The organism is Campylobacter bilis (assembly GCF_016806695.1).
Lineage (GTDB): Bacteria > Campylobacterota > Campylobacteria > Campylobacterales > Campylobacteraceae > Campylobacter_D > Campylobacter_D bilis.
Window position 1 is genome coordinate 1 of the sequence record NZ_WUED01000010.1, and the last position, 13,339, is coordinate 13,339.

Here is a 13,339-nt window from a genome sequence, read left to right on the forward strand (position 1 = left end):
CTTCCTTGTTAAGGTTTTTCATAAGAATCATCCTACAAAAGTAAAATTGATAAAACTTACTCTTAACATTGTTTTTTAAGTCTTCTTATAAAGAATATTTAAATAACAATGTCCGTGATTATACAGATGTGGAAACGCCTTGATCCATCCCGAACCAAGAAGCTAAGCACATCGTGGGTGATGATACTACACCTTACTGGTAGGGGGAAAGTAACTCATTGCGGACTTGTTAGACTGCTTTATTATTCTTAGTTTTTCTTTTTTTTATTTCAATCTTTTAAATTATTATTGTGTAGAGGGATTAGGGGAAATTGTAATATTTAAATTATTTTTTTTACTTTTTAAAGTATAGTTTAGTTATTTTTTAAAAAAAGTATAGTATAAATTAATATGTTATTTTTATAGAACTGATTTGGTATAAATTATATTTAAGTTATTTTAGCTTTGATGTTTAAAATATTTAATATTAATGCATGAATTTAACAATTTTATTAAAGATAAAAGTTTTTTATCTTTAATAAAAAATATAATTGGTTTTAGAAAAGATGGTGATTAAATATTTAAGTATTTTTGTGCTTTTGCTTAGAAAAGGATTAATCAATGCAAAAATTTATACTCTTACTTGGAGCAAATCAATACTTAAGAGAAAGAGCTTTAGCTGGGGCAAGAAAAGCAAGTGATGCTAAAATTTTTATAGCTGATAAACAAGGAATCTTGAATAAAAATAGATATTTTGATGGTTGTTTATTGTGTGATGAAAAAGATGTTTTGGAGCTTATAGAAGCTGTGAAAATTCAAATTGAAAAAGGTTATGAATTTTTGGTGCTGTGCCTTTAAATGACTGGACTTTAGCTAGTGCTAACGAGCTTAATGCTTATTTTTCTTTACCTTTTTTGGATAAGCAGGTTGTAGAAAATGCAAGAAATAAATATAAAATGAAGCTAAAATTTGAAGAATTTCAGCTTTCAAGTGCCAAATTTTTTACTTGAAGATGAAAGTCAACTAAAATTGGCAATTGATAAAATAGGCTTTCCTTTGATTATTAAACCTTATGATTTTGGTGGAAGCGGTGGAGTTATTGTTGCTTTTAATGAGAAAGAGGCGATTGAAGGTTTAAGGCAAGCAAAAGAATTAATCGCTAAATATAAACAAAGTTTTAAAATTCAAGGTGATAAGTATTTAATAGAAGAGTATATCAGTTCTAAAGAAGAAGTTTCTGTTGAAGTGCTTTGTGGAAAGAATTTCTATAAAAGTTTATGTGTGAGTGAAAAATATCTTTCAGATGACCCTTATTTTAGTGAAATGGCACATTTGGTGCCAAGTCATAGACAAAATGATTATGCTTTAAATGATTTAGCTCATAAAGCTTGTAAGGCTTTAGGTATTGATAGAGGCATAGCTCATGTAGAGATTAAAATCAAAGAGGGTAAATTTTATCTCATAGAAGTTGGAGCAAGAACAGGTGGAGATGGGATTATGGATCAAATTGAAAATGCTTTTGAGTTTAATCCTTATTATTTACATATTGCATCTTATTTGGGTGTAGATTTATCTAATTTTAAAATCCCAAAACCAAAAAGAACTTCGAGTATAGCCTTTTTAAAGGCCAAAGCGGGGAAAATAAAAAAGATAAATCTACCAAGAGAATTTCCTAAAGAGCTTACAAGCATAAAAATCACAACAAGCATTGGAAATGAAAGTGTAGTGCCAAAAGATTGGAGTACAAGAGAAGGGGTTGTGGAATTTGCTTGGGAAAATCATTTTTTCAAAGAAAAAACAAATTTACCTATTGATTTGGCAAATACCTTAAGTGAACAAATTTTTGAGCTTGAATAATGTATGTTTATATCTTTCTTTCAGAGCTTTATCGTTTAAGTTGTGGAGCTTTAACCTCGCGATTAATTGGCTTATGGCCACAAGGAATGATTCTTTTTCTTATTTGACTATTTTAGTTGCTTTGACTTTTTTGCCTGCTATTCTTGTTCCTTTGTTTTATAGGAATAAAACAATGAGCGGTTCAAAGCTTACAGCTTTTGCACTTCTTGCTTCTTTTTTTATTTCTTTGCTTTTATTTTCTACACATAATCAAATTTTAATTCTTATTTTAAATACAGTGCTTTGGTTTTTCTTTTTTATTATGGAATCAAGTTGGGAGTCGTGGTTTGCAGTTTTAGCTAAGGCTTATACAGAGGAAAAAATCCTTAAATTCAGCTCTTTATCCATGAGTGTAAATCAAGCAAGTTTAATGCTAGGACCTATTATCGCAGCTTTTATTTTCAAAGACAATCCACAAATTGTTATTTTGGTAAGTTCTTTGCTTTTTTTATTTATTTTTTTATAGGGATGTTTTATCACACAAAGCAAGGAGAATTAAAAGAAGAAGTGAGTGTGGATAAAAAAATAAAAATATCTAGTTTAGAATTGTCTTTGGTGTTGATATGGCCGACTTTAGTTATTTTTAATTTCATGCTTCCTGTGCAAGTTGCTTTTGAAAAAGGAGCTATGGTAGAAGTTGGAATCTTAGATGCTGTAATGGGCTTGGGTATGATATGTTCTAGTATTTTGTTTTCTAAAAAAATATGGCACCGTCTTTTTATACATTATAAATTCAGCATACTTTTACTCTTGCTTGCTATTTTGTTTTGAGGGTTTTGGCAAGGTTTTGTTTTTAAAGTCATTTCTGTTTTTATTCTTGGGCTTTGTTTTAATATGAGTAGAATACTCATTCGCAGTTCTTTAGCACAAAAATATGAAGTAAATCTTGTAGGACAGCTAGTTTCTAAGGCAAATTCGTATTCTTTTTTCATTATTATTTTTACTTTGTTTTTTGTTTATGATAAAGTGAGTGTTAATTACATCATACTTTTTGTTTTTACTATTTTAATTTGTTTGTTGAGTTTTTCTAAAATTAAAAAATAGTAAAATCATATTAAAATTCATTGATAAACAATGTTTTTATAAGATAAAGTAATTTGCATACAAAAATAATGAATATAGATTAAAATTCTAAAGAATATTTAAAGTTGTTTTATGGATTCTTTAAAGACCTCTCCACGTTGTGCATAGGAGCTAAATTGATCTAAACTCGCACAAGCAGGACTTAGAAGTGCTACTTCATTGGTTTTTAGTGTTTTTGAAATTTTTATTACAGCTTTTTGTAAGATTTCGCATTTATGTGCTTTTAAATCGTTTTTTAACGCATAATCAAACATTTTTTGTGTACTAGTGCCTATGATATAAAGTTCGATATTTAAATTTTTCATAAAGCAAAATAAATTGCTTAAATCCACTCCTTTATCATCTCCTCCTATGATAAGATGGATTTTTTTATCTTTATAGCGATTTAGCGCAGCTATTACAGCGCTTTCATTGGTAGCTTTTGTGTCATTAACCCAAAGTCTATTTTGACTGTCTTTTAATTCTTCAAGTTTATTTTCTTCTAGTACAAAGTGATTTAAAAGTTCATAGCTTAAAGTATCAAGTAAAATTTTTTCTATGCTTAAAGCTATAATAGCATCAAGCAAAAAAGGGCTTTGAAAGGGAATTTTTTCTGTTTTGATACCGAATTTTTTTGCAAGATCTTTTTCGTTTTCATAGCTTATAATATGGGCTTTTGTTGGAGTGTTTACATATATTTTTGGTAATATTGCCACATCGCATTCATTCATTCTTTGTAAAACACTCAATTTAGCTTCTATATAGTTTTGAAAATTTCCATGCCAAGAAAGATGATCATGATGTATGGGTAAAAGTGCGTAAATTTCAGGTTTTGCTACACGTGTATAATGTAAGGTAAAAGAAGAAGTTTCAAGTATCCAAAGTTTTGCTTGAGTGTTAAGCTGTGCTAGAGGTGTGCCTATATTCCCACCCATGAGTGCACCTATACGTGAGAGTAAATGCGTACTCATTTGTGTTGTTGTTGTTTTACCATTGGTTCCGCTTATCCAAACAGATTTTGGCATGGCATCATAAAAAAAGTCGTATTCGCTTTGTAAATTCTTAGCTTGTTGGATAAGGGGGTGATCAGGCGGAAAACCAGGACTTGGAATTTCAAGTTCGCTTGTATTTTTATTAAAATCTTTAGGATTTAAGAGTTTGTTGCCCCATGCATCTTTGCTTGCTTTTTTAAAATGATCATCATAAATATTAAAAGTGCCAAATTGTTTTGTCAAATTTTCAGCTATTGCACGTGTGGTTTTTCCGTATCCAAAAAGTGAAATTGTCATTATCTTAACTTTATTGAGGCGAGTGCGAGTAAATTAGCAAGCAAGGCTATCATCCAAAAACGCACTATGATTTTGTTTTCTACCCAACCTATTTTTTCAAAATGATGGTGAATAGGAGCCATTTTAAAGACTCTTTTATTAAAGATTTTAAAACTTCCAACTTGCAAGATCACCGAAATGGTTTCAAGAACAAAAACAAATCCTATAAGTAAGAGTAAAATTTCATTTTTACTTATAATAGCTAAAAAGCCTATAAATCCCCCTAAAGCCAGGCTTCCGCTATCGCCCATAAAAATTTGCGCAGGATAGCAATTATACCATAAAAACCCTATTAAAGCACCAATAAGTGCAGCACAAATTATTACAACTTCGCTTAATCCTTGGATCTTTGGTAAAAGCAAATACTCACTATAGTTTAAATTCCCGCTTAAATACAAAAATATTCCTAAAGTTGATAAAGAAAAAATACTAGGAACAGTTGCTAAGCCATCAAGTCCATCAGTTAGATTTACAGCATTAGAGCTAGAAATTAGCACTAAAATCCAAAAAACAATAGCAAAGATTTCCATGTTAAAAAGAGGATGTTTGTAAAAGGGTATGAAAAGTTCTGTGCTGAGTTCTTTACTAAGATATAAAGGTAAAATGCAAATAAGTCCTACAGTAATTTGGGCTAAAAGTTTTATTCTAGGGCTAAGCCCTGAATGATTGTCTTTTTTTAAGACTTTGCCTAAATCATCCACAAGTCCTATAAGGCAAAAAAGCACTAAGCAAAGTAAAGCACTTATAGCAAAAATATTGTCAAATTGGATGCAAAATAAGCTTGCAATGATCGCACTGCTAATAAATATAACTCCACCCATGGTTGGGGTGTGAGATTTGATTTTATGTGCCTTTGGGGCGTATTGATAGATAGGTTGGCTGGCATTTTTAGTTTTTGCCCAGGCAATAAATCTAGGCATTAAGAGTAAAGATAAACATAAAGCAATAAAAAATGCAAAGCCTGCACGTACACTAATATATGTAAAAAAAGCATAATTGCTTAAATCTGAAAGATAATACAAAATTCAAGCCTTTTTTGGTTTTTTGAAAGTTTAATTTTAGTACAATCTAGCCAAAAAAATTCTTATAAAAGAGTGGAAAATGAAACAAAAATGTGTTTTAATAATTACAGATGGGATAGGTTATAATGCAAGTAGTGATTTTAATGCTTTTAAAGCGGCTAAAAAACCAAATTATGAAAGACTTTTTAAAGAAGTGCCTAATTCTTTGTTAAAAACAAGTGGTTTAGCAGTGGGTTTACCAGAAAATCAAATGGGAAATAGTGAAGTAGGTCATATGTGTATAGGAAGTGGTCAAATTATTTATCAAAATTTGGTGCGTATTAATAAGGCCATTGAGACAAAACAATTACAAGAAAATGAAAATTTACAAAGACTTTTAGCAAAATGTAAAAGAATTCATGTTATAGGGCTTTATAGTAATGGTGGGGTGCATTCTATGGATACACATTTTAAAGCCATGCTTGAAATTTGTGCTAAAAATGGCAATGAAGTTTTTGCTCATGCAATTACTGATGGGCGCGATGTTAGTCCTATTAGTGGTTTGAATTTTATAAGAGATTTAGAAGACTTTTGTGAAAATTTAGGCGTTTATTTTGCAACTCTTTGTGGGCGTTTTTATGCTATGGATAGAGATAAGCGTTGGGATAGGATTAAAGAATATTATGATGGTTTATTGGGCAGGGTTCATAAAGTATCAAATTGGCTTGATTACATCCAAAAATCTTATGATGCAAATATCATGGATGAATTTATTAAAGCGGCACAAAATGAAAATTATCATGGAATACAAGAAGAAGATGGTTTGATTTTTATTAATTTTAGAAATGACAGGATGAAACAACTTGTTGAAGCTTTAAATTCAAAAGAGTTTAGCGGGTTTAAACGTGATAGGATTTTTGAGAATTTATTGACTATGAGTGTTTATGATGAACAATTTAATATTCCAGTAATTTTTGAAAAAGAACAGCTTAAAAATACTCTTTCAGAGGTGATTTCTAGTGCTGGACTTACCCAGCTTCATACGGCTGAGACTGAGAAATATGCCCATGTTACTTTCTTTTTTAATGGAGGAAAAGAAGAGCTTTTAGAGAATGAAACAAGGATTTTAATTCCAAGTCTTAAAGTAAAAACTTATGATGAACAGCCTAGTATGAGTGCTTTTGAAGTGTGTAATGCTGTTAAACAAGGCATAAAAAAAGGTGAAGATTTTATAGTGGTTAATTTTGCAAATGGTGACATGGTAGGACATACAGGAAATTTTGATGCAGCTATTAAAGCTGTTGAAACTGTAGATGCTTGTTTAGGCGAAATTATAGATTGTGCAAGAGAACATGGCTATGCTTTTATCATCACAAGTGATCATGGAAATTGTGAAGCCATGCAAGATGAAAATGGGAATTTATTGACCAATCATACGACCTTTGATGTTTTTGTTTTTGTCGAAGCTGAAGGGATTTATAAGATTAAAGATAATATGGGGCTTAGTAATATAGCTGCTAGTGTATTAAAAATTTTAGATCTTCCAATTCCAAAAGAAATGGATGAAGCTTTATTTTAATTTATTTGCCTTTTGATAAGAAATTTGTTAAGATTTTAATTTTTAAAAGTTAAATTTTTAAGGATAAAGTGATGAAATTTAGTGGAAAAAATGTTCTGATTACAGGAGCGAGTAAGGGTATTGGTGCTTCAATTGCAAAAACTTTAGCAGATTTTGGGCTTAAAGTTTGGATAAATTATCGTTCTAAACCTGAACTTGCAGATGCTTTAAAAGATGAAATCATTGCTAATGGCGGTAAGGTTGCTTTGATTAAATTTGATGCAAGCAAAGAAGATGAGTTTGAAAATGGTGTTAAAACCATTGTAGAAAGTGATGGAGAATTAAGCTATCTTGTAAACAATGCAGGAATAACCAATGATAAGCTTGCTTTAAGAATGAAATTAGAAGATTTTAGTAGTGTGATGGATTCAAATTTAAGTTCAGCATTTTTAGGTTGTAAAGAGGCCTTAAAAACTATGAGTAAAAAACGTTTTGGTGCGGTAGTTAATATAGCTTCTATTGTGGGAGAAATGGGAAATGTAGGTCAGGTTAATTATGCTGCAAGTAAAGGAGGTATGATTGCTATGACTAAATCTTTTGCTAAAGAAGGAGCAAGTAGGAATTTACGTTTTAATTGTGTGACTCCAGGTTTTATAAAAAGTGATATGACAGAAGTTTTAAGTGATGAGATTAAACAAAGCTATCAAAATAATATTCCTTTGAAGCGTTTTGCAGAACCTCAAGAGGTTGCTAATTGTGTAGCGTTTTTATTAAGTGATTATGCTTCTTATGTAACAGGAGATGTGCTTAAAATAAATGGCGGTTTATATATGTAAGGGATAGATTATGGATTTGAAAGAAATAATACAATTTTTGGATGAAAATGTACCATCTTTTTTGGCAACTTTAGGTACTTGTGGGAATCCTAGAGTTCGTCCCATGCAAAGTCCTTTGCTTGCGAAGGATAAAATTTATTTTTGCACAGCAAATACTAAAGGGCTTTTTAAACATATGAAAAATTATAATGGGATTGAGTTTTGTTCTTGTGCTAAGGATGGTACTTTTTTAAGGCTTAGAGCTAATGCAGTTTTTGAAGATGATTTAGAGGTAAAAAGGATGATGTTTGAAAAATATCCTTATCTTGTGGAGCTTTATCAAACGCCTCAAAATTCTCAGTTTGAAGTCTTTTATCTTGATAATTTAAGTGCGAGGAAACAATTTGTGGATGGAAGCTTTGAACTTTTTAAAGCTTAGACATTATGTTTATAAATATATAGTTATAATTTAGCATATATTGTTGCAAATTTACTCATTTTTAAATAGCTAGAATCAAAGAGAGTTTTATATTTTCTTGTTTAGAATTTTTAGACTTATTTTTGATTTGGCTTTTCATTAAAGATGGAGCTTTTTAAATTTTTCATTTGTTTAGTATAATGAAACTACTAACAATTTTTTTATCTTTAAAAATTTTTTATCATTTTAATTTAAGTATTGATTTTTCAGACTATTCTTTATTTTAAGATTGATAATTCCTGTTTTTTTATTTTAAAACAGTTGATGATTATGAATATTTTATGTTTTTTATAAAATGTAGAAAATTTTTCTTTTAATTTTTGTATATTTATTTTTAAGCGTAAGAAAAACTATAACATAATTTAAGCTTTTTTATAGTATAATACCCTTTATTTTAATTTTTGAAGGAGAAATAAATGGCAACATTTGATGATGTAAAAGCCGTAGTGGTTGAACAATTAAGTATTGATGCAGATACAGTGAAAATGGAATCAAAAATTATTGAAGATTTGGGTGCGGATTCTTTAGATGTGGTAGAGCTTATCATGGCTTTAGAAGAAAAATTTGAAATAGAAATTCCAGATAGTGATGCTGAAAAATTAATCAAAATAGAAGATGTTGTAAACTATATCGATAATCTAAAAAAATAATTTTTTTCTTGCAAGGAGCTTACTCTTGAAAAGAGTTGTAGTTACAGGTATTGGTATGATTAATGCCCTTGGTTTGGATAAAGAAAGTTCATTTAAAGAGATTTGCAAGGGAGAAAGCGGAGTTGGAAAAATCACTCTTTTTGATGCTACAGATTTTCCAGTTCAAATTGCAGCAGAAGTTAAGAATTTTAATCCTTTAGAAATTATTGATGCTAAAGAAGTAAAAAAAATCGATCGTTTTATACAATTTGGGATTAAAGCTTCAAAAGAAGCCATGCAAGATGCTAAATTGGAGCAAGATCTAGATCAAGAAGAATTTGGCATCGTTTCTGCAGCTGGTATTGGAGGCTTGCCTAATATTGAAAAAAATTCTATTATTTGTTTTGAACGTGGAGCACGTAAGATTTCACCTTTTTTTATACCTTCAGCTCTTGTAAATATGCTAGGAGGGGTAATCTCTATAGAATATGGACTTAAAGGACCAAATATTTCTTGTGTTACAGCTTGTGCAGCAGGAACTCATGCTATAGCAGAGGCTTATAAGAGTATAGCTTTACAAAGTGCTAAAAAAATGTTGGTTGTAGGTGCGGAGGCTGCTATTTGTCCCGTAGGAATTGGTGGATTTGCTTCAATGAAAGCTTTATCAACAAGAAATGAGAACCCTCAGCATGCTTCAAGACCATTTGACAAAGAAAGAGATGGATTTGTTATGGGTGAAGGGGCTGGAGCTTTAGTTTTTGAAGAGTATGAAGAAGCTAAAAAGCGTGGTGCTAGAATTTATGCTGAGTTGATTGGATTTGGCGAAAGTGCTGATGCACATCATATTACTTCGCCAACTTTAGATGGGCCTTTAAGAGCTATGAAAAAAGCTTTAAATATGGCAGGAAATCCAAATATTGATTATATAAATGCACACGGAACTTCGACTTTGGTTAATGATAGGAATGAAACTGTGGCTATTAAAGAATTTTTTGGTTCTAATATTCCTCTTGTTAGTTCTACTAAAGGACAAATTGGGCATTGTTTAGGGGCTGCGGGTGCTATTGAAGCTGTGATTAGTATCATGGCTTTAAATCAAGGGATAATTCCTCCTACAATCAATCAGTTTGTTAAAGATGAGGAATGTGATCTTGATTATGTTCCTAATATTTCAAGAAAAGCTGATTTAAAAGTGGTTATGAGTAATTCTTTTGGTTTTGGTGGCACAAACGGTTGTGTTGTATTTAAAAAAGTAGATTAATATGGCTTCATATTTAGATTTTGAAAAAAATATTCAACAAATCGATGAAGATATTGTCAATGCACAGATTAAAGGAGACACAGAAGCTGTATCGATTCTAAAGAAAAATCTTGAAAAAGAAATTTCTAAAACTTATAAAAATTTAAATGATTTTCAGCGTTTGCAATTGGCTCGTCATCCTGATCGTCCTTATGCGCTTGATTATATAGAGCTTATTTTAAACACTCCTCATGAAATTCATGGCGATCGTGTTTTTCGTGATGATCCTGCTATTGTCTGTTTTATGGGGTATTTAGGTGAGAGAAAAATTATTGTTATTGGGGAGCAAAAAGGTCGTGGTACAAAAGATAAAATCGCTAGAAATTTTGGTATGCCTCATCCTGAAGGCTATCGTAAAGCTTTAAGAGTGGCAAGACTTGCTGAAAAATTTCAAATTCCTATTTTATTTTTAATTGATACTCCAGGTGCTTATCCTGGTATAGGTGCTGAAGAGCGGGGCCAAAGTGAGGCTATTGCTAGAAATTTATATGAATTAAGTGATTTAAAAATTCCTACTATTGCAATCGTAATTGGTGAAGGTGGTAGTGGAGGAGCTTTGGCTATAGGTGTGGCTGATAAGCTAGCTATGATGAAGAATTCTGTTTTTTCTGTCATTTCTCCTGAAGGTTGTGCTGCAATACTTTGGAATGATCCTGCAAAAAGTGAAGCTGCAACTAAGGCTATGAAAGTAACGGCTGATGATTTAAAATCTCAAGGTTTGATTGATGATGTTATAGAAGAGCCCATAAATGGTGCCCACCGTAATAAAGAAGCAGCTGCAATTGCCATTGCTGATTATATAGAAAAATCTTTAAATGAGCTTGAAAATATTGATGTTCGAGAGCTTTCTGCTAATCGTATGCAAAAGATTTTAAAAATTGGGGCTTATCAGGAAATTTAAGCTTTTTGTCTTTTTGATGGATAAAAAATATTACTTAAGTCCTAAAATGGTTTTAATTAATGAAAAGCATTTGAATTTAATCATGCTTTATTTAGAAAATGTTATAGCTTTTATTGGTGCAAAATTTCAAAATCCGTGTAATTGTATGAGTTCAAAGAAATTTTTCATTGTGTTAAAGAATTTTTATATTAGCTTTTATTTCAAGTATATTTTAAGTAAAAATTTATTATTTTAAAGAAAAAAGAGTAAAGCATGGCATTTAAAAATTTAAAAGAACTTCCTTTTAAAGAATCAAATTATATTAAACCTAAAAGATTTGCTTATGAGAGCAAGGGTAAAATTGCTACTTGGGATTTTATAGAGGCAAAGGATAGTGTGTCTGTGCTTTTATATCATAAAGAATGGGAAAGTTTTATTTTTGTGCGTCAGTTTCGTATACCACTTTGGTACTATCAACTTCATGATCAAAAGTATAAAAAAAATGAAAATATGGGATATACTATAGAACTTTGTTCAGGGCTTGTAGATAAAAATTTATCTTTAGAAGAAATAGCTAAAGAAGAATGTATAGAAGAACTAGGATATGCTCCTAAAATTTTAGAAAAAATAGGGGACTTTTATACAGGTTTTGGATCAGGGGTGAGTAGACAAAGCTTTTATTTTGCACAAGTGGATGAAAATGATAGAGTTTCTTCAGGCGGTGGGATTGACGATGAGGAAATCGAAGCTATTTACATTAAAGTACAGGATTTTGAAGCACAGTGTAAGGACATGATAAGAACACCTTTGCTTGATTTTGCCTATATGTGGTTTTTAAAAGAAAAGTGGAAAAAGTGATATTTTTGATTAAGCTTAAAGGCTTAATCAAAAGTTTTAACCATGCGATTCATTAAGCATTTCTTTAAATACATTGAAAAGATCAAGTGAGGCATTTTCAGCAACTTCACATTTATTAATAACACTAAGTTGAGTGATATCTTTGCTAACATCTTGTGTATTTGCTATTGTTATAGCTGCATTCATATTTTCATGAACTTTTTCATGAGGTTCATTGATTTTTAAGAAGCTTTTGCTATGTCCAAATCTTTCTTTACCTGTGCTAGCGAGCCATTTTCCTAAACGACAAGAAGTATGATCTGCTAGTTGTTTTCCTGATTTTGCAAAAATTTCTTTGTAACCATTTAATTTAAAGGCTATATGATCAAGTTTTGCTAAAGATACAAAAGCTTCAGAAGCAATGCCTACAGCATTGGAGTTAGTAGAATGTGCTTCGTTTACTAAATGAGTGAATTTTTCTGAAAAACTCATAATATGTGCATTAGAATCCATAGAGATTTTTTCTACTTGTTCGCTTTGGGTGTACATTTCATTTGCATTTTGTTTTAAAAGATTGATATTCATTTCAACTTCAGTAGTCGCTTTTTGGGTTTTTTCAGCTAATTTTCTTACTTCATCAGCAACAACTGCAAATCCGCGACCATGTTCTCCTGCTCTAGCAGCTTCTATAGCTGCATTAAGAGCTAAAAGATTGGTTTGATCAGATACATCTTTAATTAAGTTGATTACATTAGTAATTTCATCGACACTTCTGTGTAAAGTTCCTGCAACATCTCTTGTTTTATTTGCTGATTCTGTAATATCCCCTAAAGATGCATTAATAGAATTAGCAATATCATTAAGTTCATCCATTTCTGTAAGAGAGTTTTTAGAATAATTAGAAATAACTTCTGCTTTGTTTACATTTTCTAGCATATCTGCTTGTACTATAGCAATGTTTTTTAAAACTCCAGTTAATAAAACATTTAAAAGATCGGTTTTAAGTTTAGATTCTAAGGCTGCTTGTTCTAAGGATGAAATTTTATGTTTTAATTCCAGATTCTCAGATTGCAATTTTTTAATTTGATGCGTAAGAGTTTTGTTATCTTCTTCAAGTTTTTGAAGTTCAAAATGGTTGGTTTTGTTTTTAAACATTGTCCTGCCTTATTTTTTATAGTTTACTAGATATTGATTAAGCTCATCTTTTACACGGAGTTTTTCTTTTTTTAGTGTTGAAATTTCCATACTGTTAAGAGAAGTTCTGCCTTCTTCTGCGTCTTTAATCATATCATCGAGTTCATTATGGCGATCAAATAATTTAGTAAAATAAACATCTTTGCCTTTTAGTTCGGACATTAGTTCTCTATACTCATGTAGCATAAACTCTCCTTAAATATTAGTGAAATTGAAATTAGGGTTATGAAATACGATATTTTACACTATTAAATGATAATTTAAGCTTAAAAAATAATAAAATAAGTAATAATTTTTAAATATGCATTATATGTGTGATTGCTTAAAAATAAAATTTTTAGATTTAAGATATTTTAAAATTTTGAGGATTTATTCCTCAAAA

General features: G+C 30.5%; 17 protein-coding genes and 1 rRNA gene. 14 read left to right on the forward strand and 4 right to left on the reverse strand.

Going from position 1 to position 13,339, the window contains the following annotated elements; all coding sequences use genetic code 11:
* Positions 1–110: 110 nt before the first annotated feature.
* The 7 genes from rrf to GRQ01_RS05720 all read left to right on the forward strand — a co-directional run bounded on the left by rrf (position 111) and on the right by GRQ01_RS05720 (position 2,919).
* Positions 111–227, forward strand: a 5S ribosomal RNA gene (gene rrf / locus GRQ01_RS05690).
* A gap of 373 nt (positions 228–600) precedes the next feature.
* Positions 601–837, forward strand: coding sequence for a hypothetical protein (locus GRQ01_RS05695; RefSeq protein WP_203121254.1), 237 nt, complete (start codon positions 601–603; stop codon positions 835–837).
* Entirely contained in the window at positions 828–989 is a 162-nt protein-coding gene (locus tag GRQ01_RS05700) for a hypothetical protein (protein WP_203121257.1), read from the forward strand. The genes GRQ01_RS05695 and GRQ01_RS05700 overlap by 10 nt, the downstream gene beginning before the upstream one ends.
* Positions 970–1,836, forward strand: a complete 867-nt coding sequence (locus GRQ01_RS05705) for an ATP-grasp domain-containing protein (protein WP_203121260.1) — start codon at positions 970–972, stop codon at positions 1,834–1,836. Before GRQ01_RS05700 ends, GRQ01_RS05705 begins: the two co-directional genes overlap by 20 nt.
* Positions 1,837–1,909: 73 nt before the next feature.
* Complete coding sequence (locus tag GRQ01_RS05710; RefSeq protein WP_227656242.1) at positions 1,910–2,341, forward strand: hypothetical protein; 432 nt, start codon at positions 1,910–1,912, stop codon at positions 2,339–2,341.
* Between the two features lie 2 nt (positions 2,342–2,343).
* A complete protein-coding gene (locus tag GRQ01_RS05715; RefSeq protein WP_158334844.1) occupies positions 2,344–2,646 on the forward strand; it encodes a hypothetical protein in 303 nt (100 codons plus the stop codon).
* Between the two features lie 63 nt (positions 2,647–2,709).
* Positions 2,710–2,919 carry a hypothetical protein gene (locus GRQ01_RS05720; protein ID WP_158334845.1) on the forward strand — a complete coding sequence of 70 codons (210 nt, stop codon included), beginning with the start codon at positions 2,710–2,712 and terminating at the stop codon, positions 2,917–2,919.
* A 98-nt stretch (positions 2,920–3,017) separates the two neighbouring features.
* On the opposite strand, the gene murD is transcribed toward GRQ01_RS05720, so the two are convergent.
* Both murD and mraY read right to left on the reverse strand, forming a co-directional pair.
* On the reverse strand, positions 3,018–4,226 hold the full coding sequence (gene murD, locus GRQ01_RS05725; protein ID WP_158334846.1) for a UDP-N-acetylmuramoyl-L-alanine--D-glutamate ligase: 1,209 nt from the start codon (positions 4,224–4,226) through the stop codon (positions 3,018–3,020).
* A complete protein-coding gene (gene mraY / locus GRQ01_RS05730) occupies positions 4,226–5,287 on the reverse strand; it encodes a phospho-N-acetylmuramoyl-pentapeptide-transferase (RefSeq protein ID WP_158334847.1) in 1,062 nt (353 codons plus the stop codon). The genes murD and mraY overlap by 1 nt, the downstream gene beginning before the upstream one ends.
* 79 nt (positions 5,288–5,366) lie before the next feature.
* Here mraY and gpmI point away from each other — a divergent pair, with 79 nt between their 5' ends.
* From gpmI to GRQ01_RS05765, 7 genes are all read left to right on the forward strand, one after another.
* Positions 5,367–6,845, forward strand: coding sequence for a 2,3-bisphosphoglycerate-independent phosphoglycerate mutase (gpmI, locus tag GRQ01_RS05735; protein ID WP_158334848.1), 1,479 nt, complete (start codon positions 5,367–5,369; stop codon positions 6,843–6,845).
* Positions 6,846–6,916: 71 nt separating this feature from the next.
* Positions 6,917–7,660, forward strand: a complete 744-nt coding sequence (fabG, locus tag GRQ01_RS05740; protein ID WP_158334849.1) for a 3-oxoacyl-ACP reductase FabG — start codon at positions 6,917–6,919, stop codon at positions 7,658–7,660.
* A 7-nt stretch (positions 7,661–7,667) separates the two neighbouring features.
* Positions 7,668–8,078, forward strand: a complete 411-nt coding sequence (locus GRQ01_RS05745; RefSeq protein WP_203121269.1) for a pyridoxamine 5'-phosphate oxidase family protein — start codon at positions 7,668–7,670, stop codon at positions 8,076–8,078.
* 455 nt (positions 8,079–8,533) lie between these two features.
* Complete coding sequence (gene acpP, locus GRQ01_RS05750; protein WP_066777208.1) at positions 8,534–8,767, forward strand: acyl carrier protein; 234 nt, start codon at positions 8,534–8,536, stop codon at positions 8,765–8,767.
* A gap of 25 nt (positions 8,768–8,792) precedes the next feature.
* Positions 8,793–10,007: a beta-ketoacyl-ACP synthase II gene (locus tag GRQ01_RS05755; protein ID WP_158334851.1), complete on the forward strand. Its 1,215-nt coding sequence runs from the start codon at positions 8,793–8,795 to the stop codon at positions 10,005–10,007.
* A 1-nt stretch (position 10,008) separates the two neighbouring features.
* Positions 10,009–10,947, forward strand: a complete 939-nt coding sequence (locus tag GRQ01_RS05760; protein ID WP_158334852.1) for an acetyl-CoA carboxylase carboxyltransferase subunit alpha — start codon at positions 10,009–10,011, stop codon at positions 10,945–10,947.
* Between the two features lie 252 nt (positions 10,948–11,199).
* Positions 11,200–11,784 (forward strand): NUDIX hydrolase, encoded by a 585-nt coding sequence (locus GRQ01_RS05765; protein WP_158334853.1) that lies wholly within the window; start codon positions 11,200–11,202, stop codon positions 11,782–11,784.
* Between the two features lie 36 nt (positions 11,785–11,820).
* On the opposite strand, the gene GRQ01_RS05770 is transcribed toward GRQ01_RS05765, so the two are convergent.
* Positions 11,821–12,918 carry a methyl-accepting chemotaxis protein gene (locus tag GRQ01_RS05770; protein ID WP_158334854.1) on the reverse strand — a complete coding sequence of 366 codons (1,098 nt, stop codon included), beginning with the start codon at positions 12,916–12,918 and terminating at the stop codon, positions 11,821–11,823.
* 9 nt (positions 12,919–12,927) lie between these two features.
* Positions 12,928–13,143, reverse strand: a complete 216-nt coding sequence (locus GRQ01_RS05775) for an HP1242/YdcH family protein (RefSeq protein WP_158334855.1) — start codon at positions 13,141–13,143, stop codon at positions 12,928–12,930.
* Positions 13,144–13,339: the final 196 nt, after the last annotated feature.